This window comes from Amycolatopsis sp. NPDC000009 (assembly GCF_055563465.1).
Genome location: NZ_JBVHDI010000011.1, coordinates 214,659 through 239,249 on the forward strand (window position 1 = coordinate 214,659; position 24,591 = coordinate 239,249).

Consider the following 24,591-nt stretch of genomic DNA (forward strand, 5'->3'; position numbering starts at 1 on the left):
CCTCGGCTGCCCTCGCGCCGGAGGATTCAGGGACACGAAGGAGGACGCGGATGATCACGCTTCGAGGACTCACGAAGCGCTATGGCGAGAAGACGGTCGTCGACGGGCTGACCTTCGCCGTCGAGCCGGGCAAGGTGACCGGTTTCCTCGGTCCCAACGGCGCGGGCAAGTCGACGACCATGCGGATGACGCTCGGCCTCGACGCGCCGAGCGCGGGCGAGGTCCGCATCGACGGCAAGAGGTACGAGGACCTGCGGTTCCCGCTGCGCGAGGTCGGCGCGCTGCTGGAGGCCAAGGCGCTGCATCCCGGCCGGAGCGCGGGCAAGCATCTCCTGGCGATGGCGCGCAGCAACGGGATCCCGGCGAGCCGGGTGGACGAAGTGCTCGCGACGGTGGGCCTCACCGACGTCGCGGGCAAACGCGCCGGGACGTTTTCCCTCGGAATGGGGCAACGCCTCGGGATCGCCGGCGCACTGCTGGGTGACCCGGGTGTGCTGATGTTCGACGAGCCGGTGAACGGCCTCGATCCCGACGGCGTCCGCTGGGTGCGGCAGCTGATGCGCCTCCTCGCGGAGGAGGGCCGCACGGTGTTCGTGTCGAGCCACCTGATGAGCGAAATGCAGCTGACCGCGGACCGGCTGGTCGTCATCGGCAAGGGAAAACTGCTCGCGGACGCGCCGGTCGACGAATTCATCGCGGGCAATTCGCGGACGTCGGTCGTGGTGCGGGTGCCCTCGCCCGCCGACCTGCGTGTCCTCGAACAGCGCCTTCGCGCACTCGGCGCGACCACGGAATCCGACCAGGACGAACTGGTCGTGCACGACCTGCCCGTCCACCTCGTCGGCGACGCGGTGCACGAACTCGGGATCCGGGTGCACGGACTGGCCGAACGGACCGCGTCACTGGAACAGGCGTACATGGAACTGACCGCGTCGTCGGTCGAATACGGAACGGGAGTCGCGGCGTGAAGTCACTCATGGTCCTGGTGGCGGTGATCGCCGGCCTGCTGGGGGTGCCGGCGGCCGCGTCGGCGGCACCGCAACTGTCGCTGCCCGCGCCGGGCGGCCCGCTCCCGATCGGGTTGCGCACGCTGCATCTCACCGATCAGCAGCGAGCCGACCCGTGGATGCCCGAAAAGCGCCGCGAACTGATGGTCAACGTGTGGTACCCGGCCGTGCCGATCGGGCGCGCGCCGCTGTACATGTCCGAGGCCGAGTCGGCGGCGGCGATCGCCGGACGGAAACTCGACCTGCCTCCGGACGCCCTGAGCAAGGTGCGGGTCCACTCGCGCGAGAACGCGCCCTCGCTGCCGGGACGGCGTCCGCTGGTGGTGCTTTCGCCGGGCGCGGGCAACAACCGGATCACCCTGACCTCGGTGGCCGAACACCTTGCCTCGCAAGGCTTCGTGGTCGCCGGGATCGACCACGCCTACGAAGCCTGGGCGACGGAGTTCCCCGACGGGCTGCGCCAGTGTGTCGCTTGTGGACTCCCCGGTGAGCCGTGGCCCGCCGCGATCGCGAACCGCGCGATCGACACGACGTTCGTCGTCGACACGCTGCTGAAGGACCGTCGGTGGTCGATCGACGCGACGAAGATCGGGATGGCCGGGCACTCCGCCGGCGGTTCGGCGACCGCCGCCGCGATGGTCGCCGACCGGCGGATCAAGGCGGGCGTGAACGTCGACGGCCCGTTCTACGGCAACGTCTCGCTCGGCCGGCCGTTCCTGCTGCTGACCAGCCCGACCGGCGAGAAGTACTTTCGCGCGTCCTGGGACGAGACCTGGCCGCGGCTCACCGGCCCGAAGAGGCAGGACCTGGTCGAGAACAGTGGCCATTCGTCGGTGACCGACGCGGCGATCCTGATCGACCAACTAGGGCTGCGGCCGCAGCTCCCGCCGAACGAGATCGAAAACCAGTACGGCTCGATCGGCTCACGGGAGGCGCTGAAGTTCTTCCGTGACGAACTGACCGGCTTCTTCAAGCAGTGGAGCGCACGATGAACGCGATCTCTTCGGAATGGACCAAGTTCTGGTCGGTCCGGTCGACCTGGTGGTGCCTGATCAGCGGGCTCGCCCTGATGCTCGCCTATTCGGGCGCGCTGGGCCTGATGTCGCACACGGGCACCGAACGGCAGGTTGCGCCGCACGCCGTCGTGGCCGGGGCGGCGTTCTACCTCACGCAGTTCGCCGTGGTCGCGCTGGCGACGCTGTTCATCACGAGCGAGTACGCCAGTGGCAGCATCCGCTCGACCCTGCAGTGGATCCCCGTGCGAAACCGCGTCCTCGCCGCGAAATCGGCCGTCCTGCTGCCGGCGCTGTTCGGCTACGGCGTCCTGAACACCCTCGCCGGCGTGGCGATCTCGGCACCGCTGATCACCGACCGGGACTCTTCGGTGGGTGACGTCCTCGCCACCGCGGCGGGGATGGGCGCCTACTTCGCGCTGCTGGGCCTGCTCTGCCTCGGTCTGGGGACGGCGCTGCGCTCGACGGCGGGGACGATCGTGACCATGTTCGTGCTGCTGGTGATGATCCCCATGTTCGCCGGTTCGCTGGGCGGGGAGGACCTCGTGAACTACTTCCCGGGCTTCGCGGGCGTCAACGCGATGGTCACGCCGGGGCAGCCGAACCCGATCTTCGGCGGTGTCGCGCCCTACGCGCCCTGGGTCGGCGTCGCGCTCTGTGCTGCTTGGGCGGCGGCTGGTCTGGTCACCGGTTCCACTGTGCTCAGGCGCCGGGACGCCTGAGGGGGAGCAAGGGACCTTTGCTACCGCTTGGGCGCCCAGGCACGTCGCGAAAGCCACTTTCAGGACGTCAGATGTCCCGAAAGTGGCTTTCGGGACATCCCCGTCTGGGCCGCGGGCGGCGCGGTTGTCTCAACATTGAGAGAGCGGTAGCAAAGGTCCCTTGCTCCCTTTCCGCAGGTGACCGTGTGGATTTCGGGTCACCCAACGCACCAAAATCCACACAGTCACTACACGGCGTGCAGGGTGTGTGGAAATAGGGACACTCAACGTCTCTATTTCCACACACCCTCAGGCGGTAGCAAAGGTCCCTTGCTCTCTTTCCGCAGGTCAGAGCCTCAAGCGGTAGCAAAGGTCCCTTGCTACCCCGCCACCCCGAGCCCAGCCAAAACCTCCCCCGCCCCTCGCGTCAGCTCCTCCAGCCCCGGCGGCCGCAGCGAGCCAGTCCCGGCCAGCGCGTCGAAGACCGTCCCTTCCAGCCAAGCGACGAGCACCCGCGCGTGCCGCTCCGGCTCCGCCGATCCGCACGCGGCGAGCACCTCCGCGCACCGCCGCCGGATGACCAGCCCACCCCGGTCGTAGGCCTCCCGCAGTTCCGGCCGCCGCGTCGCCTCCAGCGCGAATTCGTACCGCGCGAGCATCCGCGTCCGCCCGGTCGTGATCGCCGCGTGGGCGAAGCCCGCCACGTACTCGGCCAGCCGTCCGGGTGGCGGATCGAGGGTGACCTCGTCGAGTTCGACCATCCGCGAGATCGCCAGCTCCAGCAGCGCCGCCCGCGTCCGCGCGTAGTACGAGGTCGAACCCGGCGGCAGCCCGGCGAACCGGTCGACGGCGCGATGCGTCAGCCCCCGCATCCCTTCGGCCGCGATGACCTCGATGGCCGCGTCCCCGATCGTCGCCTTTCGCACTCTACAAGTGTAGTAGTACTCTACAGCCGTAGAGGAGGTCGACATGCGCAAAGCGATCGTGATCGGCGGGGGAATCGGCGGACTGAGCGCCGCCATCGGGCTGCACGGCATCGGCTGGGAGGTCACCGTCCTCGAACAGGCGCCGGAGCTCACCGCCGTCGGCGCGGGCATCTCCCTGTGGCCGAACGCCCTGCGCTCACTCGAAGCACTGGGCGTCCACCCCAAAACCCTGAAGGAACAATCCTCCGGCGGCCTCCACGACCGCGAAGGCCGCCGCATCACCCGTTGGGACGCCGAGGCGTTCCGCCGTCACCACGGCCGCCCGCTCGCCGCCATCCACCGCGCGGATCTCATCGGCGCGCTCCACGACGCCCTCCCCGACGGCTGCGTCCGCACCGGTGTGGAAGTCACCAGCCTCGACGATCTCGACGCCGACGTCGTCGTCGCCGCGGACGGGATCCACAGCATGGCCCGCAAAGAACTCTGGCCGCGCCATCCCGAGCCGGTGTACAGCGGAAGCACGGCCTTCCGCGCGGTGACCACCCTCCCTCGCCCGGCAGAGCTCAGCACGAGCTGGGACGACGGAGCCGAGATCGGTGTCATCCCGCTGCACGACGGCCGCGTCTACTGGTGGGCGAGTTACGTCGCCGAACCGGGCGTCCGGCACGAGGACCCGAAATCGTATCTGCGAAACCGCTTCGGCGGCTGGCACGAACCGATTCCCGAGCTCATCGACGCGACGACGCCCGAGACGCTGCTCCACCACGATCTCTACCTGCTCGGCACTCCCCTGCCCACCTACGTCAGAGGCCGCGTCGCGCTCCTCGGCGACGCGGCCCACGCGATGCCGCCGTTCCTCGGCCAGGGTGGCTGCCAGGCGATCGAAGACGCCGTCGTCCTCGCCGCCGCGCTCAGTACCACCGAAGACGTCGACGCGGCGCTGAAGAGTTACGACGAGCAGCGCCGCCCGCGCAGCCAGAGTGTCGTGAAAGCGTCGGTCCAGGCGGGAAAAGCCGGGCCGCAGCTGCGTAACCCGCTCGCCGTGGCCGTCCGCAACGGCGTGTTCCGGCTGCTTCCCGGCGCGCTCACCGCCCGTATCGGCGCCGGCGTCAGCGGCTGGACCCCGCCTGTCCCCCGCCGACCAGCCCCGCCTCGTACGCGGTGATCGCGGCCTGCACCCGGTTCCGCGCGCCGAGCCGGTTCAGGATCGTGCTGACATAGGCCTTCACCGTGCCCTCGACCACGAACAGCTTCGCGGCGATGTCCGCATTGGACAGTCCGGAACCGAGCAGCGCCAGCACTTCCTGCTCACGCGGGGTCAGTTTGCCGATCAGCGCCTTCGCCTCTTCGGCGCGGGAGACCTGATTGCCGGAGAAGCGGGCGATGACGCGCTGCGCGACCTTCGGCGAAAGGAACGCCGCGCCACCCGCGACCGCGTGGATCCCGCCGAGCAGTTCGCGGGGGTCACCGGATTTCAGCAGGAAACCGCTCGCGCCGAGGCCGAGCGCGCGTTCGATGTAGGCGTCCTCGCCGAACGTGGTCAGCATGATCACGCCCACCTCGGGCAGCAACCGGCGGATCTCCTCGGCCGCCTTGAGCCCGTCCATGACCGGCATCCGGATGTCGAGGAGCACGACGTCCGGCCTGGTCGCGCGGGCCTGCTCGACGGCGGCGCGACCGTCCTCGGCTTCCGCGACCACCTCGATGCCGGCGTCCGCGGCCAGGATCGCCGAGACGCCGGCGCGGATCATCGCCTCGTCATCGGCCAGCACCACCCGGATCATCCGGGTCCCCCCTTTGCTCGTCTTCACTGATCAGGTCCTTCGCCACGAGTCTCCCCTCGGCGAAGCACAGCCGGTAGGCCTCGTAGTTCAAGTTGAACACGCTGCGCTCGGTGCCGTAGTACTCGCAGGTCGCTCCGCCGGGTACCGGCGGTTCCACCGCGCGCGGCCGCGCGATCCGCTGACCGTCGGGCAGGAGGGACGCGATCTCCGCGCGCGTCTGTCCGATCCGGATGCGGTCGTAGTCGCCGCCGTCGAGTTCGGAGCGGTACCACTGGACGAGGAACACCGCACCGCTGATCCCGACCACCAGGCCGAACAACCCGATCGGCACGACGATCGCCTGGATCAGGCTGCGCCGCACGTCCCGGCGCGCGCGCTCGAGCTCCCTTGCCGACGTCGACTGCCCCACCTCGGCGTCCATCGCCGCCTGGCTCTCCGGCGATTCCTCCGACGGCGCGGCGTCGTGCGGCAGGGTCGCGCCGACCTCGAATCCGCCGTCGTGCGGACCGGCCCGCAGGGTCCCGCCGACCAACCGGACCCGCTCGCGCAGGCCGATCAGCCCGCGCCTGCCCGAAGCCCGGCCCGGCAACGGTCCCGCGGGCGGCGCGGTGTTGGTGACCACGACGTCCGTCCGCCCCGCCGATCGCACGACCCGGACGGTGACCGCCGCACCCGGCGCGTGTTTCACCACGTTCGTGACCGATTCCTGGACCACGCGATACGCGGCCCGGTCGACCATCTGCGGTTCGCCGTCGAGCGGTGCGTCCACAGAGGACTCGATCAGCACGCCCGACGCCCTGGTGCGGTCGAGCAGTTCGTCGATGCTCTCGTGCACCGGCTCGGTCGGCGCGTCGTCCTCGCGCAGGACCCCGATGATCTCGCGCAGCCGTTCGGTCGCCGTCGCGGCGCTCTGCCGCAACTCGCCCGCCGCCTGCCGCTGTTGCTCGTCGAGCCCGCCCGCGACCTCCAGCGCCGCCGCGCGCACCGCGATCAGGCTGAGCTCGTGACCCAGCGAGTCGTGCATGTCGCTGGCGATCCTCGTCCGCTCGCGCAGCCGCGCGCGGTCGGCGACGAGCCGCTGACGGCTCTCCATCTCCTCGGCGCGCCGCCAGCCATCACGTGCCATGTCCTCGCGCTGCCGGACGTACCTGCCCAGCAGCCAGGGCGTCACCCCCGCGAAGACCAGGACACCGACCAGCGCACCCCACGACGCGAACCCGTCCTTGCTCCACACCAGCGCCACGGGGACCGCGATCACGGAAACGACGGCGAACAGGCGCAGCATCGGTTTCGCGACCGGCCGCCGGTAGCCGGCGAGGTAACCCACCGCGACGAGGACGAAGCCTTCCCAGATCGGCACCCGGCCGCCGAAGCTGCCCATGACGACGAAACCGGCGATCATCGCGATGCCGAGCGAGACCAGCGGGTACCGGCGCGACACCGCGATCGCGGCCGTGGTCGTGGTGAGCCCGAAGAGCAGCTCCCAGTGCCTCGTGCTGGATCCGGCGTCGATGACCACCCAGCCGCAGAGCCCGAGCCACAGCGCGACGTCCATGACCAGCCGCCGCCCGCGCCGCACGGGTTCCTCAGGATCCTTCACACGACAGGACGCTACAAGCCGTGACGAGCGGTCCGCCATGGACGAAAGTAAAGGTCCCCTGCTTCCCCCCGCCGATGAGGCATGATGATCGACCATGGCCGAGCGCACACTCTCCGGTCAGCTAGGCGGTCCTGTCCCGGCAGGCATCGAAGCGCTGGCCGACAACGAGAAGCAAGACCTCTCCGACGCGCTGCGCGACGCGCGCCACCGCCAGGCCAAGGCATTGGCCGAAGCGGGCGAAGAGGGCCTGAAGTACGTACCCGCGCTTCTGCGCGGCGCCGTACGCAAGGTGGTGGGCCTGTGACCACCGAAAACTTCGCCGCGCAGGCGGAGATCCTCAAACTCGCCCGTGTCCTCGGCACGCCCCCGGAGCGGCTTTCGTACCTGGAGCGCGTGGACGCCGCCGAACTCCAGGCGTTCCGCGAACAGGTCACGGACACGCTGTTCGACGCCAACCTCGCCGCCCTCGAGCGGATGGCGATGGCGAGCAAGCTCGTCCCGAGCCCGGTCCTCGCGAAGATCGCCGAGAAGGTCTTCGGCCCGCTTCTGTGCGCGCGGATCGCCGGGCTGGTGGACGTCTCCCGAGGCGTCGACGTCGCGAAGCGGCTGAAGCCGCCCTTCCTGGCCGACGTCGCGGCCGAACTGGACCCGCGCCGGGCGAGCGCGATCATCGCCAGGATCCCGCTCGAAACCGTCGTCGCGGTCGCAGGCGAGCTGGTACGCCGCGAGGACTGGATCACCGTCGGCCGGTTCGTCGGCCACCTTCCCGATCCGACGGTGCGCAGGGCGCTGGCCGTCATCGGCGACGACGCGCTGATCCGGATCGCGTTCGTCCTCGACGACAAGAGCCGGATCGATCACGTCCTCGGGCTGCTCTCCGAGCCCCGGTTCCGCGGCCTCCTCCAGGTCGCGGCCGCCGATGAGGAGCTGTGGGCACCGGTGCTCGACCTGCTCAGCCACCTGAGCGAAAAACGGGTCGAGCAGTGGTCCCACCTGCTCGGCGAACTCCCGCCCGCCCTGCGGATCCGCGTCGAAGAGACCCTCCGGTAGCGCGCTTCTCAGTACGCTCCACGCCGGGGTGATGCGACGTGAACAACGTTTCGGTGATCTCCGCGGTGGTCTCGGTGACCGGCGCGGTGCTGACCGCCGTACTCGGCGGGGTGTTCGAGGCACGCAGGCGGCGGACCGACCGCGAACAGCTCCGCCGGGATCTGGTCAGCCGGTACCGGGATCCGCTGCTGCAGTCGGCGGCGTCGCTCGCCGCGCGGCTGCGGAACGCGATCCGCTTGCTGTCCGGCGAGGAGGTCCACCAAGCGGCGCCGGACACCGAGCGCCAAGACGACTACAACCGCTACGACAGCCTCTACCGGCTTTCCGCTTACCTCGGTTGGGTGCAGATCCTGCAGCAGGAGGCCCACTTCCTGGACATGGGCAGCCGGGGCCGGAACCGGCGGCTGATGCGCCGTCTCGGCGAGGTCAAGGGCGCGCTGTCCGGCCACACCGAGCCGAGTGACGCTCGCGTGTTCCTGCTCCTTGGCGGCGAGCAACAGGCCATCGGGGAACTGATGATCGACCCGGACAGCCCGGATCGCCCCCGGTGCCTCGGCTACGTCCAGTTCCGCCGCAAGTACCGGGACGACGCCGAGTTCGCCGGGTGGTTCGCCCCGTTGCTCGAAGAAATCGCCAAGGTCATGGCACATCGAGAACAGGGCGTCGCGCGGCTCACCACCGTCTACAACGCCCTGATCGACCTGATCACCTATCTCGATCCCAAGAAGGTCTGGATTCTCGGGCCGAACCGCAAGTTCGAACGCGCGCTCACCAGCGGATCCCCCGACGCCACACCGACGACGTGAGCGGAACTCCCGGCCGGTACGCGAGGTGCGTCGTCGAGGGCGCCTCCAGCACGTGAAGGTCGGCACGCGCCCCCGGCCGCACGAAGCCCACATCGTCCCGCCGCAACGCGCGAGCCCCGCCCGCCGTCGCCGCCCACACCGCTTCGTCGATCGTCATCCGCATCTGCAGCACCGCGGTCGTCACGCAGAACGCCATCGACGTCGTGTACGAGCTGCCCGGGTTCGCGTTGCTGGCCAGCGCGACCGTCGCCCCCGCGTCCAGGAGCCGCCGCGCGGGCGCCAGCGGCTGCCGGGTCGACAGGTCGCACGCCGGCAGCAAGGTCGCGACGGTGTCCGAAGCCGCGAGAGCCTCGACGTCCGCTTCGCTCAGGTACGTGCAGTGGTCGACACTCGCCGCCCCCAGCTCGACGGCGAGCCGCACGCCCGGTCCCTCCCCCAGCTGGTTCCCGTGCACCCGCAGCCCGAGCCCGCGTTCCCGCGCCGCCTTGAGCACCCGCGCGGATTGCGCCTCGTCGAACGCGCCGGTCTCGCAGAACACGTCGGCCCACCGCACGAGCGGCGCGACGGCGTCGAGCATGTCGCCGCATAGCAAGTCCACATAGGACTCCGCGTCCGCGCCGGGCGGCACCAGATGCGCGCCGAGGAACGTGACCTCGTCGGCCACTTCGGCGGCGATCCGCGCCGAACGAGCCTCGTCGCCGACGTTGAGCCCGTAGCCGGTCTTCGTCTCCAGGCAGGTCGTGCCCTGCCTCGCCGCTTCGTCGACGTGCCGCCGCAGATTCGCCGCCAGCTGCTCGTCGGACGCCGACCGCGTCGCGTCGACGGTCACCGCGATCCCTCCGGCGCTGTACGCCTTCCCGGCCATCCGCGCCTCGAACTCGGCCGTCCGGTCCCCGGCGAAGACCAGGTGCGTGTGACTGTCCACCCAGCCGGGCAGCACCGCGCGGCCCTCGACGTCGACCCGCTCGTCCGCGTCGGGCGCGTCCGTCGCCGAACCGACCCACGCGACCGCCTCGCCGTCGATGACGACAGCCGCGTCACGGAGCTTTCCCAGCTCGGGGTCGTTCGTCGTGAGCTCGCCGATTCCCGTGATCAGGACTGCCACAATGCCTCGATCTCCTTGGCCAAGACCGTTTCCGGCCGGTCGATCAGCTGATGCGCGCCGTCGCGGACGATCTCCCGCCCGGCGACGACGACGTTCCGGACGTCCGCGCCGGAAGCGGCGAAGACCACCCCGGACGGCTCGATCCCCGCGGTCCGCACCGAACCGAGACCGATCGTCACCAGGTCCGCGCCGGCGCCCGGAGCCAGCTCGCCGACCTCGTCCCAGCCGACCGCGCCGTGATCCGTCGCCGCCGCGAGCAGTTCCTCCGCGGTGAACCGGCCGCGTTTCTCGCTGGCGAGCCGCTCGTGCAGTTCCAGCGCCCTGGTCTCCTCGAACGCGTCGACGACCGCGTTGCTGTCGCTGCCGAGCGACAGCCGCACGCCCGCGTCCAGCAACGTCCGCGCGGGCCCGATGCCGTCACCGAGATCCCGTTCGGTTGTCGGGCAGAAGCAGGCCCGGCTCTCCGCCTCACCGAGCCATTTGATGTCGCCCGGGGTCAAGTGCGTCGCGTGCACCGCGGTGAGCCGCTCGGTGAGCACTCCGTTGTCCCAGAGCAGCCCGGTCGGAGTCCAGTGATAAGCCGCCATGCACTGTTCGTTCTCGGCCCGCTGCTCGGAAAGATGGATGTGCAGTGGTCGATCCTCGGGCGTTCCGTTGTCCACTTCGGACAATTCATCCTCAGGAACGGCGCGCACGGAATGGATCGCGCCACCCACCCGGAAGGTCTCGTCCTCCCGCATTTCGCCGGCTCGTTGCGCCCACTTCGTGGCCGTCCCGTCGGAGAACCGCCGCTGGACTTCGTCGGGTTCGACGCCGATACCACCCGCGAGATAACACGTGTCGAGCAACGTCATCCGGATCCCGGCGTCCCTGGCGGCCTGCCGCAGCGCCTCGCCCATCGCGTTCGGCTCGGCGTAAGGCTTTCCGCCCGGCGCGTGGTGCAGATAGTGGAACTCGCCGACGCTCGTGTAACCGGCCAGCACCATCTCCGCGTAAACCCCACGCGCCAGGCGGTAGTACGTATCCGGGTCGAGCCGTGACGCGAGCGAGTACATCCGCTCGCGCCACGTCCAGAAGGTTCCGCGATCGTGATGCGTACGGCCACGCAGCGCCCGGTGGAACGCGTGCGAGTGCCCGTTGGCGAACCCCGGCAAGGTGAGTCCATTGAGGATGGTTCCCTCGCGAGGCACGTTGGCCGTCACCGAGGTGATCGTGCCACCGTCGACCTCGATCCGGACGGCATCCGCGATCCCGTCCGGCAGCCAGGCACGTTCACACCAATATGTCGTCATGTCGACAGCTTTTCCAGGACGTCCGCGAGCGCGCGGGCACCGTGGTCGACGTCCGCCGCCTCGGAGAACTCCTCCGGCGAATGGCTGATGCCGGTGGGATTGCGCACGTAGAGCATCCCGGACGGGACGAACCCGGCGAGGATCGCGGCGTCGTGCCCGGCGCCGGTCGGCAGTTCCGGCGGCCCGCCCAGCCAGGTGCCCAGGTCACGGCGCAACGCGTCGTCGAAGATCACGTCGTCGGAGTACGACTCCCTGGTGACCTCGACGCGGCAGCCTTCCTGCGCGGCAGCCTCTTCGGCCAGCTTCGCGATCTCGGCGACCAGCTCGGGCGTATCCGCGCCCGGCACCCGCGCGTCCAGCCACAAGTCCACAGTGGACGCGATGACGTTGGTCCCGCCGGGAATCGGCACGAGCCTGCCCACGGTAGCCCTCGCGTCGGCGGTCGCCCTGGCCAGCTTCCGCACGGCGAGCACGGTCTCGGCCGCCGGGATCATCGGGTCACGACGATCGCCGATCAGCGTCGCACCGGCGTGGTTTCCCTGGCCCTGGAAGGAGAATCGCCACCGGCCGTGCGCGATCACCGTGTTGCCGACGGCGACCGGCGAGCCGAGGTCGATCAGCCCGCGCCCCTGCTCGACGTGCAGTTCCAGGAACCGCCCGATCAGCCCGAGCCGCTCGGAGTCGCGGCCGACTCGCTCAGGATCAAGGCCGGATTTCGCCGCCGCTTCGGCGAACGTGACGCCGTCCGGGTCGCGCAGGCCCCGCGCCTTGTCCGCGTCGATGGTCCCGGTGAGCAACCGCGAGCCGAGACACGGCACACCGAATCGGCCGCCCTCCTCCTCGGCGAAGACCACGACGGCGAACGGCTTCGCCGGGCGGAATCCCTTGGCCTGCAGGATCTCCACCGCGTCGAGCGCGCTCGCGACGCCGAGCGGGCCGTCGAAGGCGCCCCCGCCCGGCACCGAGTCGAGGTGGCTGCCGGTGACGACAGCGTCCGGACCGGGTGTGCCCCACCAGGCCCAGATGTTGCCGTTCCGGTCGGTCTCGACGCCAAGCCCGAGCCGCCCGGCGCGCTCGACGAACCACGCGCGCAGCTCGGTTTCGGCCGCGTCGAACGCGTGACGGGAGTAGCCGCCGCGCTTCGGGTCGCGGCCGACGTCCGAGATCTCCTCCAGCAGCGAGGACGCGGTCACTCGGCGTCCCGCATCGGCACGCGCACGCCACGCTCGTCGGCGACTTCGGCGGCGCGGTCGTAGCCTGCGTCGACGTGCCGGATGACGCCCATGCCCGGGTCGTTGGTGAGCACGCGCTCGAGTTTTTGCGCCGCCAGCAGGGTTCCGTCGGCCACGCTGACCTGACCCGCGTGGATGGAGCGACCCATGCCGACGCCGCCGCCGTGGTGGATCGACACCCAGCTGGCGCCTGAAGAGGTGTTGACCAGCGCGTTCAGCAGTGGCCAGTCGGCGATCGCGTCGGAACCGTCGGCCATCCCCTCGGTCTCGCGGTACGGCGAGGCGACACTGCCCGAGTCGAGGTGGTCGCGGCCGATGACGACCGGTGCCTTCAGCTCGCCACTGGCGACCATCTCGTTGAACCGCAGGCCCGCGAGGTGCCGCTCGCCGTAGCCGAGCCAGCAGATACGCGACGGAAGCCCCTGGAACGCGACGCGCTCCCCGGCGAGGCGGATCCAGCGCGCAAGGGATTCGTTCTCCGGGAACAGTTCCAGCATGGCGCGGTCGGTCGCCGCGATGTCCTCGGGGTCACCGGACAGCGCCGCCCAGCGGAACGGGCCGTTGCCCTCGCAGAACAACGGGCGGATGTAGGCGGGCACGAACCCCGGGAAGTCGAACGCCCGGTCGCAGCCGCCGAGTTTCGCCTCTCCGCGCAGGGAGTTGCCGTAGTCGAAGACCTCGGCGCCCTTGTCGAGGAAGCCGAGCATCGCCTCGACGTGCTCCGCCATCGACTCGCGGGCGCGCTCGGTGAACTCGTCGGGCTTCTTGTCGGCGTAGTCCTGCCACTCGTCGACGCCGATACCCTTGGGCAGATAGGAAAGCGGGTCGTGCGCGGAGGTCTGGTCGGTGACGATGTCGACCTCGACGCCGCGGCGCAGCAGTTCGGGCAGCACCTCGGCGGCGTTGCCGACCACACCGACGGACAGCGCGCGCTTCTCCTTCTTCGCGGCCTCCACCCGGCGGATCGCGTCGTCGAGGTCGTCGGCGACCTCGTCGAGGTAGCGGGTCTCGACGCGGCGGTGCGCGCGCTGCGGGTCGCATTCGATGACGAGCGCGACACCGTCGTTCATCGTGACCGCCAGCGGCTGCGCGCCACCCATTCCGCCGAGCCCGGCGGTGACGGTGAGCGTGCCCTTGAGGCTGCCGCCGAACCGCTTCTTGGCGACGGCGGCGAAGGTCTCGTACGTGCCCTGCAGGATTCCCTGCGTGCCGATGTAGATCCACGATCCCGCGGTCATCTGGCCATACATGGTCAGTCCCTGGGCTTCCAGGCGGCGGAATTCCGGCCACGTCGCCCAGTCGCCGACGAGGTTGGAGTTCGCGATGAGCACGCGCGGCGCCCATTCGTGCGTGCGGAACACGCCGACCGGCTTGCCCGACTGGACGAGCAGCGTCTCGTCCCGCTCCAAACTGGTCAGCTCGCGGGTGATCGCGTCGAAACTGGCCCAGTTGCGGGCGGCCTTGCCGGTGCCGCCGTAGACGACCAGGTCTTCCGGGCGCTCGGCGACCTCGGGGTCGAGGTTGTTGTGGAACATCCGCAGCGCGGCTTCGGTCTGCCAGTTCTTCGCGGTGAGCGTGGTGCCTCGGGCGGCACGGACCGTGCGGGACATGGGCTCAGACCTCCAGTTGGGCCGCGGCGAGGACGGCGCCCGACGCGACGAGTTCTTCGGCGGCGGCGATCTCCGGCGCCAGATGACGGTCGGGGCCGGGGCCCTCGACCTTGGTGCGGACGAGATCCCGGACCCGGCCGGTGACCGGCGACGGGACCAGGGGCGCGCGCATGTCGAGGGCGCGCGCGGCGGTGAGCAGTTCGATGGCGAGGACGGTGTTGAGGCCCTCGACGGCCTTGCGCAGCTTGCGCGCGGCGGACCAGCCCATCGAGACGTGGTCCTCCTGCATGGCACTGCTCGGGATCGAGTCGACCGACGCCGGCACCGCGAGCCGCTTGAGCTCGCTGACGACGGCCGCCTGCGTGTACTGGGCGATCATGTGGCCGGAATCGACGCCGGGGTCGAACGCGAGGAACGGCGGCAGGCCGTGCGAGCGGGCCTTGTCGAGCATGCGGTCGGTGCGTCGCTCGGCGATGCTCGCGACGTCCGCGAGCGGGATCGCGAGGAAATCGAGCACGTACGCGACCGGGGCGCCGTGGAAGTTGCCGTTCGACTCGACGCGGCCGTCGGACAACACGACCGGGTTGTCGACCGCGGAGTGAAGCTCACGCTCGGCGACGAGTTCGGCGTGGGTGAGACTGTCGCGTGCGCCGCCGTGCACCTGGGGCGCGCAGCGGAGGGAGTACGCGTCCTGGACGCGGTTGCAGTCCGGGCCGCGGTGACTCTCGACGATCTTCGAGTCCTGAAGCGCCGTCCACATGCGGAGCGCGCTCCTGGCTTGCCCGGGGTGCGGACGCAGCGCCTGGAGATCGGCGGCGAAGGCGCGGTCGGTGCCGAGGAGCGCTTCGACGCTCATCGCCGCGGTGATGTCGGCGGTGTCGAGAAGCTTGCGAAGGTCGGCGGCGGCGAGCAGGAGCATGCCGAGCATGCCGTCGGTCCCGTTCGTGAGGGCGAGACCCTCCTTCTCCGCGAGAACGACAGGCTCGATGCCAGCGTGCTTCAGCGCTACGCCCGCCTGGACTACTTCGCCGTTGTATTCGACTTCGCCCTCCCCCATCAGCGCGAGCGCGACAGCGGCGAGAGGCGCGAGGTCGCCGGAGCAGCCGAGGGAGCCGTACTCGTGAACGAGCGGCGTGATCCCGGCGTTGAGCAGGGCCGCAAGCGCTTGCGCGGTCTGCGGCCGGATGCCGGTGTACCCGCTGGCGAGCGTGCGGAGGCGCAGCAGCATCAGCGCGCGCACGACCTCGGTCTCGACGACCGGGCCCGCGCCGGCCGCGTGCGACCGGATCAGCGACCGCTGGAGCGCGGTGCGGCTCTCGAGCGGAATATGCCTGGTCGCGAGCGCCCCGAAGCCCGTCGAAACGCCGTACGTCGGCGACTCGGCGTGCGCGAGGTTGTCGATGTGCTGCCGCGTCGCGGCGAGGTTCTTCTCGGCCGCTTCGCTTACCGCGACGGGCGAGTGGCCACGGGCGACCGCGACGACCTGTTCGGGCCGAAGCGGTTCGGAGCCCAGAAGTACGGTTTCCGGCATAGCCCCATTGGACAACGCCATGCCCGCTGGTGGGCGGCCCCAACCGGTGGTTGTGTCTGGTATCCAAGACACGCACGGTGGGAGCAAGGGACCTTTGCTACCGCGCGGCGGAGGGTGTGTGGAAATAGGGACGTTGAGTGTCCCTATTTCCACACACCCCCTACCCCGCGTAGTGACCGTGTGGATTTTGGTGCGTCAGGTGACCCGAAATCCACACGGTCACCGCACCCACCTGCGAAAAGAGAGCAAGGGACCTTTGCTACCGCTCTCTCGACATTGAGACAAGTGGTAGCAAAGGTCCCTTGCTCCCCCGCCGAAGCGAAACAGGAGGTCGCCATGGGTGAGAGCAGCGAGGTCCCGGCTCTGCGCCGCGGCCTCGGCATCCTTCGCGCCCTCGCCGCGCGGCCGGGCCCGGTGTCGGCGGCCGCGATCGCGCGCGAACTCGGCCTCCCGCGTTCGACGACGTATCACCTGCTCGCCGAACTCGAGGCCGCCGGTTTCGTGACGCACTTGCCCGCCGAGCGCCGGTACGGCCTCGGTATCGCCGCGTTCGAGCTCGGCTCGGCCTACCTGCGGCACGACCCGTTGGAGCGGCTCGCGCTCCCGCTGCTGCGCAAACTCGCCGACCGCGTCGGCCACACCGCGCATCTGGGCGTGCTTCACGGCAACGAGTCGCTCTACCTGGTCAAAGAGCGCCCGACGCGCCCGGAAACCCTGGTGACCGAGGTCGGCGTCCGGCTGCCGGGCCAGCTCACGGCTTCGGGCAGGGCGATGCTGCGACATCTGCCGTCGCCACACGTCCGCGCGCTCTTCCCGAACGCGTCGGCGTTCGTCCTGCGCACCGGTCGCGGCCCGCGCACCCTCGCCGAGCTGCGCCGGACGCTGAACGCGGAGGGCAGGCTCGGCTGGGCGGTCGAAGACGGGCACGTCACCGAAGGATTCGCCTCGGTGGCCTGCCCGGTCTTCGACCACGGCGGCCGGCCGATGGCCGCGATCAGCGTGACCCTCCGCCACCTCTGCCCGGGAGCCGAGGGGTGCGAGGAGACTTGGCCGGACCTCGCCGAGGAGGTCCGCCTGACCGCGGCCGAACTGACCACCCGGATCGGGGGTCAGATGCGCTGAGCGTGCTTCTTCTGGACTCCCTCGAGCCCGAGCATCGCCAGTAGTTCTGCACAGTCGAGGGCGTCCGAAGCGTGCCCTGCGACGGTTCGAGCGGCTCGGCCGTTCTGCAGCGTGAGGCGGACTTCTTCCTCCGCTCGCACACCGGCCATCCGGCTCTGGTCTTCAGCGGGGTCGGGACGACTGGAATGCCTAGCCCAGGTCATCTGCCACCTTCTTCCGGCCCTCCGGCGACACGGGGTCGTTTCGAAAGAGGGCCATGGTCGGACACTCAGCATGACATCCCACCCCGCGACAGTTCCCGGCGCGGGTGAATTGAGACGAAAAAGATCTAGATTTCGCTACTCTCCGTGATTCAGGAAAGAGTCCAAAAGCCGGTTGAACGGCGCACCCGTATCAGGCACCAGATGCCCCATCCCCCGCACGATTTCCCGGCGCGCGCCGGCCCCGTCCGCGATCGCGTCGGCGATGATCTCGTACTCCGGCCGGTGGCCGCCGGTGATCACGAGCATCGGGAAATCCGCGGCGGCCAGCACGCCAAGCGGCAATTCCGCGTCCCCCGGCGGCCGCATCCCGATCAAGGCGCGAGCTCCGCGCCGCAGCGTTTCCGGCACCGGATCCGGGATCGGCAGCGGCACACCGGCCAGCGGGAAGAACGCCTTGAACACTTCACGAGGATCGTCGAGCGGCCCTTCGAGAAACCTCCGCAGTTCGGCGTCCCACGCGTCGACGACCTCGTCGCCTCGGACGATTCCCGCCGCGGGTGGTTCGACCACCGTGAGCGTCCGGACCATCTCCGGCCGGCGCGCGGCGGCGAGCATCGCGACGATCGCGCCATACGACAACCCGACCAGATGCGCGGGCTCGTCGAGCACCTGCTCCGCGATCAACCCGGCGTCGACTTCGAAATCCTGTACGCCGTCCGGCGATTTCCCGTGCCCGGGACGATCCGGCGCGAGCAACGTCCACCGCTCGGTCAAGGGGCGCTGAGCCCGCCACGCCTCCCGGCCACCGAGGAGCACGCCGTGCACGAGAACGACACGCGGACCGGAACCCCATTGATGGACATGAAGGCGCATGGTCCAAGGCTATGAGCAAACGGGTTCGGTCGGCGCCCTGAAAGTCGAGGGAACCCAAAATGGGCATGCGGAGCCCACGGACGGTTCAGGAACCGTAACGCCCACGAGCGCCACGACGACACTGTGCGGGCGCCAAGAAACCCTTACGACCCTGGATGGTCAATGGCTGAAACCTTTGCGATGGACCGCGTCGACCGTATCTCCGACGTCCTGTACGGAGTCGCGTCAGGCGAGGGGTTGATCGAGTACACGCCTCTGGGTAAACGAGTCGGCGTACGCCCAGATCACTTGGGCAAGTTCCTGGATCAGGTGTCGATCCGTGCCGAGGATCGCGCCGAGCCGTTGTGGAGTGCGCTCGTGGTCTCCAAGACGACCGGACAGCCCAGTTCCGGGTTCTACGTCTTGGCTCGACGGCTGCGGGCCGAGTACCGCGGCCTCGACGACGAGTCGATTTGGACCCGGGAGCGGCAGCGTTGTTACGCGGCGGCGCGCGTGTGAAGGGTGACACCCTCGCACAAAGAAGCGGCCCCACCCCTCAGGGTAGGGCCGCTCCGTCGACCAGTGGAGGTGCCGGGAATTGAACCCGGGTCCTCTGGCGCATCACCAGGGCTTCTCCGTGCGCAGTCCGCTATGTCTCTACTTGGCCCCTTCAGTCACGCGAACAAGCTGAAGTGACGGGCCCAGCCACTGTTTGTTTCCCGACCACACCCCGTAGCCGGGTGTAGCGGTAAGCCTCCTAGCTGATGCCGGTGACCGGGTCGGAGGCGACCCCGGACCGACAGAGTTGCTCTACTGCTTAGGCAGCAAGAGCGAACTCGCGCTGGCTCTTAGGCTCGGCGCTTATTGGTTTGCGATGACGCTTACGGTGGTCTCTCGCCTGCACCGGCACGCTTCTCCTGATTCAACGTCCAAAGTCGAAACCGTTCACCCCCTTGGTGGGACACAACCTCTACATCATAACGCGGTCGGCAACCGGGTTATGCCCGCAGGTGGGGCTAGCCCTACCTGCGAGATGCCCGCGCACACCATGTCACCGGACCCCCACGGGCGCGATGCTGGACTCCTCGAACAGGAGAGGAGCACGACCATGAGTTCGCTGGCCGCTGAGCGGGAGCTGAGCAGGTCCGATCCGTCGTTCGGCGGCTCGCTGGTCTACCTGCTGATGAACCTGCCGATGGGCGTCCTCGCCTTCGCGCTCCTGATGTCCTTCATTTCGGCGGGCATCGGCACGGCGGTCGTCTGGATCGGGTTGCCCATCCTCGCGCTGGTGATCCTGACGGTCCGCGGCGCGGCCCGGATGGAACGCGCCAGGGTGTACGCGCTGCTCGACCGCTACATCGACCTGCCGTATCTCCCGCTGCCCGCCACCGGCCAGTCCGTGCGCTGGAAGGCGCGGCTGAAGGACGGCTCGACCTGGCGCGACCTCGGCTACTTCTTCCTGCTCTTCCCGCTCGGGATCATCGAATTCGTCCTGGTCACGGCCTTCTGGTCGACCAGCCTCGGACTCGCCGGCCTGCCGATCCACTACCGCTTCCTGCCCGGCGGCGAGTACCGCTTTCCGACCTGGGAAAACGCGTGGTTCACCGTCGATTCGACGGTCTCGGCGCTGCCTTGGGCGGCGCTCGGAGTGCTCTGCATCGCCCTGTCGGTAGCGTTGACGAAGGCACTGGCCGGGATGCACGCCCGGCTGGCGACGGCGCTGCTCGGGCCGACCCACGCCCAGCGCCGCCGTCTGGAGGATTCATGGGGCGAGGTACACGGATGACGATCGACCAGCAGGTTCAGCAGGTGGGGATTCCGCGGCCGCGGCCGTTGCGGTCGATCGTCTACATGATCGTCAGCTTCGTGTTCCGGCTTCTCCAGTTCGTTCTCATCGTCGTCGGCCTGGCGGTCGGCATCGCGACGGCGGTGGTGTGGATCGGCTTCCCGATCCTCATGGCCACGACCAGCTTCATCCGCTGGTCCGCCGACCGCGAGCGGGGCTGGGCGCGCACGATGCTCGAGACCCCGCTGGAGCCGGTCGAGCGCCTCCCGGTCGAGGGGCTTCCGCTGGTCAAGCGCTGGCTGACCCGCTTGACCGACGCGACGACGTGGCGCGACCTCGCCTACCTGATGGCGGCGTTCCCGCTGGCCTGCCTGGAGCTTCCGATCGCGATCGCGTCGATCGTGCTGCTGCCGATGGCGATCTGGGTCACCCCGTGGGTCGGGTGGCTGCACGGCAACCTGGCGTACTCGCTGCTCGGCCCGAACCGCGCCGCGAAGCTGGAGCAGAAGGCCGAGCGGTTGCAGGCGTCGCGGGCCCGCGGTGTCGACGCCGCCGAGGCCGAACGCCGCCGCATCGAGCGCGACCTGCACGACGGCGCCCAGCAGCGCCTGGTCGCCGTCGCGATGAGCCTCGGCCGCGCGAAGTCGAAGTTCGACCAGGATCCGGACGCGGTGCGCGAACTGATCGACGAAGCGCATCTCGACGCCAAGCTCGCGGTGTCGGAGCTGCGCGACCTCGCCCGCGGGATCTACCCGGCCGTGCTCGGCGACCGCGGTCTCGACGCCGCGTTGTCCGCGCAGGCCGCGAAATCGCCGATCCACGTCGACGTCGAGGTGGACGTCGAACCGCGGCCGCCCGCCGCGGTCGAGACGACGGCCTACTTCATCGTCGGCGAGACGCTGACGAACATCGCGAAGCATTCGGGAGCGACCGAAGCGGGCGTGAAGGTGTGGCGCACCGAAGCGATGGTCATCGTCGAGATCACCGACAACGGGCACGGTGGCGCCGAAGTCCGGCCAGGTGGCGGCCTCGCCGGGCTCGCCGACCGGGCGGCCACGATCGACGGTGTGATCACCGTCGTCAGCCCACCCGGTGGCCCGACGGTGATTCGCGCGGACCTGCCGTGCCAATGGTGACCGGCTCGTGAGTGAATAGGCTCTGCCATTCACTCACGACGCTGGGGGCAGCATGCGGGTTGTCATCGCCGAAGACGCGGTTCTGTTGCGCGCGGGGGTGATCCGACTGCTCGCCGACGAGGACATCGAGACCGTCGCCGCCGTGGACAACGGCGACGATCTGCTGGGCGCGGTCAAGGAGCACCGGCCGGACCTCGCGATCGTCGACGTACGAATGCCTCCCACCTTCACCGATGAAGGCCTGCGCGCCGCACTGGGCGCCCGCGAGGTCATCCCTGGTCTGCCTGTCCTCGTGCTCTCTCAGTACGTCGAGGAGAGCTACGCCGTCGAGCTCCTGTCCGGCGGCGCGGGCGGAGTCGGTTACCTGCTCAAGGAACGCGTCGCCGACGTCGGGGATTTCCTCGACGCGGTCAAGCGGGTCGCCGGCGGTGGCACGGCCATCGACCCGGACGTCATCGCGCAGCTGATGGCCAGGGGCCGCAAGAACCCGCTCGACGCGCTCACCGCCCGCGAGTCCGAGGTGCTGGGGCTGATGGCGCAGGGCCTCTCGAACACCGCGATCGCGAACTCGCTCGTCGTCTCGCATGGCGCGGTCGAGAAGCACATCGGCAACATCTTCTCGAAGCTCGGCCTCGAGGCGAGTTCGGTGGAACACCGCCGCGTCCGCGCGGTGCTCACCTACTTAGGACGCTGAAGTAGCTCTTGGTGGCGAAGCCGTCACTCACCTAACATGGGCAGACTGTCAGGTGAGTGACGAGCCGAGCCGAGGAGGACCCATGACCGACAGGCCCTCCCACAGCGCCCGCTTCTTCGGCGGCCCCCTCGACGGACGCGTCCAGGAACTCGGTGACGCCGAACCCGTCGCGGGCACCGTCCTCAAACACGTCCATCTGCACGACGGGCCCAAGATCGAGACCCGCTACGAACTCGGCCTCGCCGAGGACGACCGCTGGGAGTTCCGGTTGTGCCCCGCCCCGCTCCCCGAGCCCGAGACCGACGGCGTGGGGTAGGGAAAACTCCACCCTCGGAGGGCGAAAACAGGAAGATCGATACGGCGGCCCGCACCGCTGTTTTCGCGGCCCCGAAGCACCAGGCTCTTTCCCATGCACACAAGCGGGAAGCAGGGCCGGGACAGGTTCCTGGACATCGTCCGAGCGGTCGCGATCCTCGCGGTCGTCGTCCAGCACTGGGGAATGCCGGTGCTCTCGTACGCCGACGGCCATCTCTCGACCGGGAACGCGCTCGCGACGCCCGGCTGGTGGGTCATCACCTGGCTCAGTCAGGTCATGCCGCTCGTCTTCTTCGCCGGCGGCGCGGCGAACCTGATCTCGTTGAGCCGCGCGGAAAGTTCCCGCTCCTGGCTCGCGGCCCGCCTCAAGCGGCTGATGATCCCGGTGCTGCCGCTGGTGGCCGTCTGGCTGTTCGTCCCGGACATCCTGCGCGGGATGGGCATTCCGGAGCAGCCGTTGCAGGTCGGCGGAGCGATCGCCTCGCAGCTGCTGTGGTTCCTGGCCGTGTACGTGCTCACCGTGCTGCTCACCCCGATGCTGGCCGCGGCACACCGCCGCTGGGGACTGAAGGTCCCGCTCGTGATGCTCGCCGCCGCCGTCCTCGTCGATGTCGCCCGGTTCAACGACCTCGGCCTGATCGGGTTCGCGAACGCGATCTTCGTCTGGATGGCCGTGCACCAGCTCGGTTTCCACTACACGCAAGGACGTCTCGGCTCGCTGAGCCGCAACGCCGCGCTGGGCATGGCGAGTATCGGGTTCGGCATCACCGCGCTGATGGTCGCCTTCGGCCCGTACCCGGCGAGCATGATCGGCATGCCCGGCGCCCCGGTGTCGAACATGAGCCCGCCGACCGTGCTGCTGGCCTTCCTCGCGATCGGCCAGATCGGGCTCCTGCTGGCCTTCAAACCGCAACTGAACGCCATGGCCGCTCGACCTGGCCTGGACGCCGCCCTGAAGTGGATCGGCCCGCGGTTCATGAGCGTCTACCTGTGGCACATGCCGGCGCTGATCGTCGTCTCCGGGGTCGCGGTCTACGGCCTGGGTTACGAAACCCCCGAACCGGGTTCCGTGCTGTGGCTGACGATGCTCCCCGCGTGGCTCGGCGCCTGCGGGCTCGTTCTCCTCGGTCTGCTGCGGATGTTCGCCCGATTCGAAACGCAGGGTTCCGGCCCCGCGTCGACCGCCAACACGCCTCAGCTGGTGGTGGCCGGGCTGGCGATCGCGGGCGGTCTGCTCGGGCTGGCCGCGCACGGTTTCGCCCCGCTGAGCGACGGTCTCGCCCAGGGCCCGGCGCCGTGGGTGGCGCTGGCGACGGGTGGATTCCTCCTGGCGGGCAAGCAGATCCAGGTTTCGGAGCTGGGGACGCGGCTGCTCGGCCGCGCCGTCTCGGTCACCGAGGTGGCACAGCTCAAACGCTGAGCAGTTTCGCGGGGGTGTCGTGCAGCACCGCTCGCAGGAACGGCTCACCCAGGCGATCGTCGGCGGCCCAGCCGGCGATCGCCTGCAGCTGTGTGGCGTACGAGTACGGGATGTTGGGGAAGTCGGTGCCGAGCACGACGCGGTCGGGGAACTCCGCCAGCAGGTCCGTCCAGTCCGGCGGGAGCGGGTTGCCCCGCGACGTGAACTCCACCCCGACCATCGTGGTGTCGAGGTACACGCGCGGATACTTCCCGGCCAGCTCGAAAGCGAAATCGATCTCCGGCATGCCGGCGTGCGCGAGCACCAGGGTCAGGCTGGGATGCCGGACCAGGATCTCCTCGAACAGCCGTAGCCCGGTGTAGGCGCCCTTCAACGGACCGTGTCCACAGTGGACGACCACCGGGACACCCGCGTCCGCCAGCGCGCCCCAGACGCCGTCCAGCAGCTCGTCACGCGGGTCGTAGGCGCCGACCTGGACGTGTGCCTTGAAACAGCGGGCGCCCGCGCGCAGCGCACCGTCCACAAGGGACAGCGCGCCGGGCTCCGGGTAGAACGTGCCGGTCGGCACCGCCTCCGGAACGCGTTCCGCGAACTCCAGTGCCCACGAGGTCAGCCATTCGGCCATTCCGGGCTTGTGCGGGTAAACCAGCGGCGCGAACCTGCGCACGCCGAACGAGCGGAGGGTTTCGATCCGCTCTTCCTCCGGCGTGCGGTAGTGCACCGGCCAGGCCATGCCGTAGTGCTCTTCGGCCTGGTCGAAGTAGGCCCACACCTTGTCCATGACCTGCTTGGGCAGGAAGTGCAGGTGAAGGTCCACGAGCCCGTCGATGCCGAGCGCCGAGATCCAACCGGGGATCTCGGCGTCCGACGCTGGCCCATGGATCAATCGTGGTACCGGCCCTTCAGCGCCCGGCCCATGGCCCGGCTGATGGTGCGGTCCGCGTCGCGCTTGGCGATGTCCTGGCGCTTGTCGTAGGACTTCTTGCCCTTCGCCAGCGCGATCTCGACCTTGACCTTGCCGTCCTTGAAGTACATCGACAGCGGGACCAGCGAAAGACCGCTCTCCTTGGTCTTGCCGATGAGCTTCTCGATCTCCTGGCGGTGCAGCAGCAGTTTCCGGGTGCGCCGCGGCGTGTGGTTCGTCCACGTGCCCTGCACGTACTCCGGGATGTGCACGTTGCGGAGCCAGACCTCGCCGTCGTCCACCGTGGCGAACGCGTCGGCCAGCGATGCCCGTCCTTCACGCAGGCTCTTCACCTCGGTACCGACGAGCACGAGACCGGCTTCGTAGGTGTCGAGGATGGAGTAATCGTGGCGAGCCTTGCGGTTCGACACGATCACCTTGTGTCCACGTTCCTTGGGCATAGCGGCGACTCTACGTGAGTTTCTGTGTTCGGGCAGGTGGT

Annotated in this window: 26 protein-coding genes and 1 other RNA gene; 14 read left to right on the top strand and 13 right to left on the bottom strand. The window is 69.4% G+C overall.

Annotation, left to right across the window (positions count from 1 at the left end; translation table 11 throughout):
• The first annotated feature begins 50 nt into the window (after positions 1-50).
• The 3 genes from ACZ3HL_RS27280 to ACZ3HL_RS27290 are packed head-to-tail and all read left to right on the top strand — an operon-like array spanning position 51 to position 2,742.
• Positions 51-968, top strand: a complete 918-nt coding sequence (locus tag ACZ3HL_RS27280) for an ABC transporter ATP-binding protein (RefSeq protein WP_465534560.1) — start codon at positions 51-53, stop codon at positions 966-968.
• The gene (locus tag ACZ3HL_RS27285) at positions 965-1,999 is read left to right on the top strand and encodes an alpha/beta hydrolase family protein (protein ID WP_465534561.1); all 1,035 of its coding nucleotides are present in this window, start codon (positions 965-967) and stop codon (positions 1,997-1,999) included. The genes ACZ3HL_RS27280 and ACZ3HL_RS27285 overlap by 4 nt, the downstream gene beginning before the upstream one ends.
• Entirely contained in the window at positions 1,996-2,742 is a 747-nt protein-coding gene (locus ACZ3HL_RS27290) for an ABC transporter permease (RefSeq protein WP_465534562.1), read from the top strand. Before ACZ3HL_RS27285 ends, ACZ3HL_RS27290 begins: the two co-directional genes overlap by 4 nt.
• Before the next feature lie 359 nt (positions 2,743-3,101).
• On the opposite strand, the gene ACZ3HL_RS27295 is transcribed toward ACZ3HL_RS27290, so the two are convergent.
• Positions 3,102-3,647, bottom strand: coding sequence for a TetR/AcrR family transcriptional regulator (locus ACZ3HL_RS27295; RefSeq protein ID WP_465534563.1), 546 nt, complete (start codon positions 3,645-3,647; stop codon positions 3,102-3,104).
• A 43-nt stretch (positions 3,648-3,690) separates the two neighbouring features.
• Between ACZ3HL_RS27295 and ACZ3HL_RS27300 the strand changes: the two genes are divergently transcribed.
• Positions 3,691-4,812 (top strand): FAD-dependent monooxygenase, encoded by a 1,122-nt coding sequence (locus ACZ3HL_RS27300; protein WP_465534564.1) that lies wholly within the window; start codon positions 3,691-3,693, stop codon positions 4,810-4,812.
• Here ACZ3HL_RS27300 and ACZ3HL_RS27305 read toward each other — a convergent pair.
• Positions 4,757-5,431 (bottom strand): response regulator transcription factor, encoded by a 675-nt coding sequence (locus ACZ3HL_RS27305; protein WP_465422011.1) that lies wholly within the window; start codon positions 5,429-5,431, stop codon positions 4,757-4,759. The genes ACZ3HL_RS27300 and ACZ3HL_RS27305 overlap by 56 nt on opposite strands.
• The gene (locus ACZ3HL_RS27310; RefSeq protein WP_465534597.1) at positions 5,406-7,010 is read right to left on the bottom strand and encodes a sensor histidine kinase; all 1,605 of its coding nucleotides are present in this window, start codon (positions 7,008-7,010) and stop codon (positions 5,406-5,408) included. The genes ACZ3HL_RS27305 and ACZ3HL_RS27310 overlap by 26 nt, the downstream gene beginning before the upstream one ends.
• Before the next feature lie 115 nt (positions 7,011-7,125).
• On the opposite strand from ACZ3HL_RS27310, the gene ACZ3HL_RS27315 reads away from it, so the two are divergent.
• Genes ACZ3HL_RS27315 through ACZ3HL_RS27325 form a run of 3 tightly spaced genes read left to right on the top strand, consistent with a single transcriptional unit; the run spans position 7,126 to position 8,887 of the window.
• Positions 7,126-7,335 carry a hypothetical protein gene (locus ACZ3HL_RS27315; RefSeq protein ID WP_465422014.1) on the top strand — a complete coding sequence of 70 codons (210 nt, stop codon included), beginning with the start codon at positions 7,126-7,128 and terminating at the stop codon, positions 7,333-7,335.
• Positions 7,332-8,081, top strand: a complete 750-nt coding sequence (locus tag ACZ3HL_RS27320) for a hypothetical protein (protein ID WP_465534565.1) — start codon at positions 7,332-7,334, stop codon at positions 8,079-8,081. Before ACZ3HL_RS27315 ends, ACZ3HL_RS27320 begins: the two co-directional genes overlap by 4 nt.
• A gap of 38 nt (positions 8,082-8,119) precedes the next feature.
• Positions 8,120-8,887: a hypothetical protein gene (locus ACZ3HL_RS27325; RefSeq protein WP_465422018.1), complete on the top strand. Its 768-nt coding sequence runs from the start codon at positions 8,120-8,122 to the stop codon at positions 8,885-8,887.
• On the opposite strand, the gene hutI is transcribed toward ACZ3HL_RS27325, so the two are convergent.
• Genes hutI through hutH form a run of 5 tightly spaced genes read right to left on the bottom strand, consistent with a single transcriptional unit; the run spans position 8,850 to position 15,657 of the window.
• The gene (gene hutI, locus ACZ3HL_RS27330) at positions 8,850-9,992 is read right to left on the bottom strand and encodes an imidazolonepropionase (RefSeq protein ID WP_465534566.1); all 1,143 of its coding nucleotides are present in this window, start codon (positions 9,990-9,992) and stop codon (positions 8,850-8,852) included. The genes ACZ3HL_RS27325 and hutI overlap by 38 nt on opposite strands.
• Entirely contained in the window at positions 9,980-11,284 is a 1,305-nt protein-coding gene (locus ACZ3HL_RS27335) for a formimidoylglutamate deiminase (RefSeq protein WP_465534567.1), read from the bottom strand. Before ACZ3HL_RS27335 ends, hutI begins: the two co-directional genes overlap by 13 nt.
• Positions 11,281-12,477, bottom strand: coding sequence for an allantoate amidohydrolase (locus ACZ3HL_RS27340; protein WP_465534568.1), 1,197 nt, complete (start codon positions 12,475-12,477; stop codon positions 11,281-11,283). Before ACZ3HL_RS27340 ends, ACZ3HL_RS27335 begins: the two co-directional genes overlap by 4 nt.
• Positions 12,474-14,126, bottom strand: coding sequence for a urocanate hydratase (hutU, locus tag ACZ3HL_RS27345; RefSeq protein ID WP_465534569.1), 1,653 nt, complete (start codon positions 14,124-14,126; stop codon positions 12,474-12,476). The genes ACZ3HL_RS27340 and hutU overlap by 4 nt, the downstream gene beginning before the upstream one ends.
• A gap of 4 nt (positions 14,127-14,130) precedes the next feature.
• Positions 14,131-15,657: a histidine ammonia-lyase gene (hutH, locus tag ACZ3HL_RS27350; protein ID WP_465534570.1), complete on the bottom strand. Its 1,527-nt coding sequence runs from the start codon at positions 15,655-15,657 to the stop codon at positions 14,131-14,133.
• Between the two features lie 336 nt (positions 15,658-15,993).
• Between hutH and ACZ3HL_RS27355 the strand changes: the two genes are divergently transcribed.
• Positions 15,994-16,779, top strand: a complete 786-nt coding sequence (locus tag ACZ3HL_RS27355) for an IclR family transcriptional regulator (RefSeq protein ID WP_192746435.1) — start codon at positions 15,994-15,996, stop codon at positions 16,777-16,779.
• Here ACZ3HL_RS27355 and ACZ3HL_RS27360 read toward each other — a convergent pair.
• Together ACZ3HL_RS27360 and ACZ3HL_RS27365 are read right to left on the bottom strand one after the other, a co-directional pair.
• A complete protein-coding gene (locus ACZ3HL_RS27360) occupies positions 16,767-16,982 on the bottom strand; it encodes a hypothetical protein (protein WP_125680489.1) in 216 nt (71 codons plus the stop codon). The two genes, ACZ3HL_RS27355 and ACZ3HL_RS27360, sit on opposite strands and share 13 nt — an antisense overlap.
• A gap of 135 nt (positions 16,983-17,117) precedes the next feature.
• Positions 17,118-17,855: an alpha/beta fold hydrolase gene (locus ACZ3HL_RS27365; RefSeq protein ID WP_465534571.1), complete on the bottom strand. Its 738-nt coding sequence runs from the start codon at positions 17,853-17,855 to the stop codon at positions 17,118-17,120.
• A gap of 162 nt (positions 17,856-18,017) precedes the next feature.
• Between ACZ3HL_RS27365 and ACZ3HL_RS27370 the strand changes: the two genes are divergently transcribed.
• Positions 18,018-18,353 (top strand): hypothetical protein, encoded by a 336-nt coding sequence (locus tag ACZ3HL_RS27370; protein ID WP_465422033.1) that lies wholly within the window; start codon positions 18,018-18,020, stop codon positions 18,351-18,353.
• A gap of 61 nt (positions 18,354-18,414) precedes the next feature.
• Here ACZ3HL_RS27370 and ssrA read toward each other — a convergent pair.
• Positions 18,415-18,787: a transfer-messenger RNA gene (gene ssrA / locus ACZ3HL_RS27375) on the bottom strand.
• A gap of 155 nt (positions 18,788-18,942) precedes the next feature.
• On the opposite strand from ssrA, the gene ACZ3HL_RS27380 reads away from it, so the two are divergent.
• From ACZ3HL_RS27380 to ACZ3HL_RS27400, 5 genes are all read left to right on the top strand, one after another.
• Complete coding sequence (locus ACZ3HL_RS27380; RefSeq protein WP_465534572.1) at positions 18,943-19,620, top strand: sensor domain-containing protein; 678 nt, start codon at positions 18,943-18,945, stop codon at positions 19,618-19,620.
• Positions 19,617-20,756, top strand: coding sequence for a sensor histidine kinase (locus tag ACZ3HL_RS27385; protein ID WP_465422037.1), 1,140 nt, complete (start codon positions 19,617-19,619; stop codon positions 20,754-20,756). The genes ACZ3HL_RS27380 and ACZ3HL_RS27385 overlap by 4 nt, the downstream gene beginning before the upstream one ends.
• A 52-nt stretch (positions 20,757-20,808) precedes the next feature.
• Positions 20,809-21,450, top strand: a complete 642-nt coding sequence (locus tag ACZ3HL_RS27390; RefSeq protein WP_276367176.1) for a response regulator transcription factor — start codon at positions 20,809-20,811, stop codon at positions 21,448-21,450.
• An 82-nt stretch (positions 21,451-21,532) separates the two neighbouring features.
• Positions 21,533-21,766, top strand: a complete 234-nt coding sequence (locus ACZ3HL_RS27395; RefSeq protein WP_465422040.1) for a hypothetical protein — start codon at positions 21,533-21,535, stop codon at positions 21,764-21,766.
• 93 nt (positions 21,767-21,859) lie between these two features.
• Positions 21,860-23,185, top strand: coding sequence for an acyltransferase family protein (locus ACZ3HL_RS27400; RefSeq protein WP_465534573.1), 1,326 nt, complete (start codon positions 21,860-21,862; stop codon positions 23,183-23,185).
• Here ACZ3HL_RS27400 and ACZ3HL_RS27405 read toward each other — a convergent pair.
• Positions 23,175-24,071 (bottom strand): amidohydrolase family protein, encoded by an 897-nt coding sequence (locus ACZ3HL_RS27405; protein ID WP_465534574.1) that lies wholly within the window; start codon positions 24,069-24,071, stop codon positions 23,175-23,177. The genes ACZ3HL_RS27400 and ACZ3HL_RS27405 overlap by 11 nt on opposite strands.
• Positions 24,068-24,550, bottom strand: coding sequence for an SsrA-binding protein SmpB (gene smpB / locus ACZ3HL_RS27410; RefSeq protein WP_465534575.1), 483 nt, complete (start codon positions 24,548-24,550; stop codon positions 24,068-24,070). The genes ACZ3HL_RS27405 and smpB overlap by 4 nt, the downstream gene beginning before the upstream one ends.
• Positions 24,551-24,591 lie beyond the last annotated feature (41 nt).

Coding starts and splice junctions, on each gene's coding strand:
- ACZ3HL_RS27380 (WP_465534572.1), top strand. CDS start 18,943: ATGAGTTCGCTGGCCGCTGAGCGGGAGCTGAGCAGGTCCGATCCGTCG.
- ACZ3HL_RS27370 (WP_465422033.1), top strand. CDS start 18,018: ATGGCTGAAACCTTTGCGATGGACCGCGTCGACCGTATCTCCGACGTC.
- ACZ3HL_RS27365 (WP_465534571.1), bottom strand. CDS start 17,855: ATGCGCCTTCATGTCCATCAATGGGGTTCCGGTCCGCGTGTCGTTCTC.
- ACZ3HL_RS27360 (WP_125680489.1), bottom strand. CDS start 16,982: ATGACCTGGGCTAGGCATTCCAGTCGTCCCGACCCCGCTGAAGACCAG.
- ACZ3HL_RS27355 (WP_192746435.1), top strand. CDS start 15,994: ATGGGTGAGAGCAGCGAGGTCCCGGCTCTGCGCCGCGGCCTCGGCATC.
- hutU (WP_465534569.1), bottom strand. CDS start 14,126: ATGTCCCGCACGGTCCGTGCCGCCCGAGGCACCACGCTCACCGCGAAG.
- ACZ3HL_RS27305 (WP_465422011.1), bottom strand. CDS start 5,431: ATGATCCGGGTGGTGCTGGCCGATGACGAGGCGATGATCCGCGCCGGC.
- ACZ3HL_RS27395 (WP_465422040.1), top strand. CDS start 21,533: ATGACCGACAGGCCCTCCCACAGCGCCCGCTTCTTCGGCGGCCCCCTC.
- smpB (WP_465534575.1), bottom strand. CDS start 24,550: ATGCCCAAGGAACGTGGACACAAGGTGATCGTGTCGAACCGCAAGGCT.
- ACZ3HL_RS27280 (WP_465534560.1), top strand. CDS start 51: ATGATCACGCTTCGAGGACTCACGAAGCGCTATGGCGAGAAGACGGTC.
- ACZ3HL_RS27290 (WP_465534562.1), top strand. CDS start 1,996: ATGAACGCGATCTCTTCGGAATGGACCAAGTTCTGGTCGGTCCGGTCG.
- ACZ3HL_RS27315 (WP_465422014.1), top strand. CDS start 7,126: ATGGCCGAGCGCACACTCTCCGGTCAGCTAGGCGGTCCTGTCCCGGCA.
- ACZ3HL_RS27335 (WP_465534567.1), bottom strand. CDS start 11,284: ATGACGACATATTGGTGTGAACGTGCCTGGCTGCCGGACGGGATCGCG.
- hutH (WP_465534570.1), bottom strand. CDS start 15,657: ATGCCGGAAACCGTACTTCTGGGCTCCGAACCGCTTCGGCCCGAACAG.
- ACZ3HL_RS27400 (WP_465534573.1), top strand. CDS start 21,860: ATGCACACAAGCGGGAAGCAGGGCCGGGACAGGTTCCTGGACATCGTC.
- ACZ3HL_RS27300 (WP_465534564.1), top strand. CDS start 3,691: ATGCGCAAAGCGATCGTGATCGGCGGGGGAATCGGCGGACTGAGCGCC.
- ACZ3HL_RS27385 (WP_465422037.1), top strand. CDS start 19,617: ATGACGATCGACCAGCAGGTTCAGCAGGTGGGGATTCCGCGGCCGCGG.
- ACZ3HL_RS27390 (WP_276367176.1), top strand. CDS start 20,809: ATGCGGGTTGTCATCGCCGAAGACGCGGTTCTGTTGCGCGCGGGGGTG.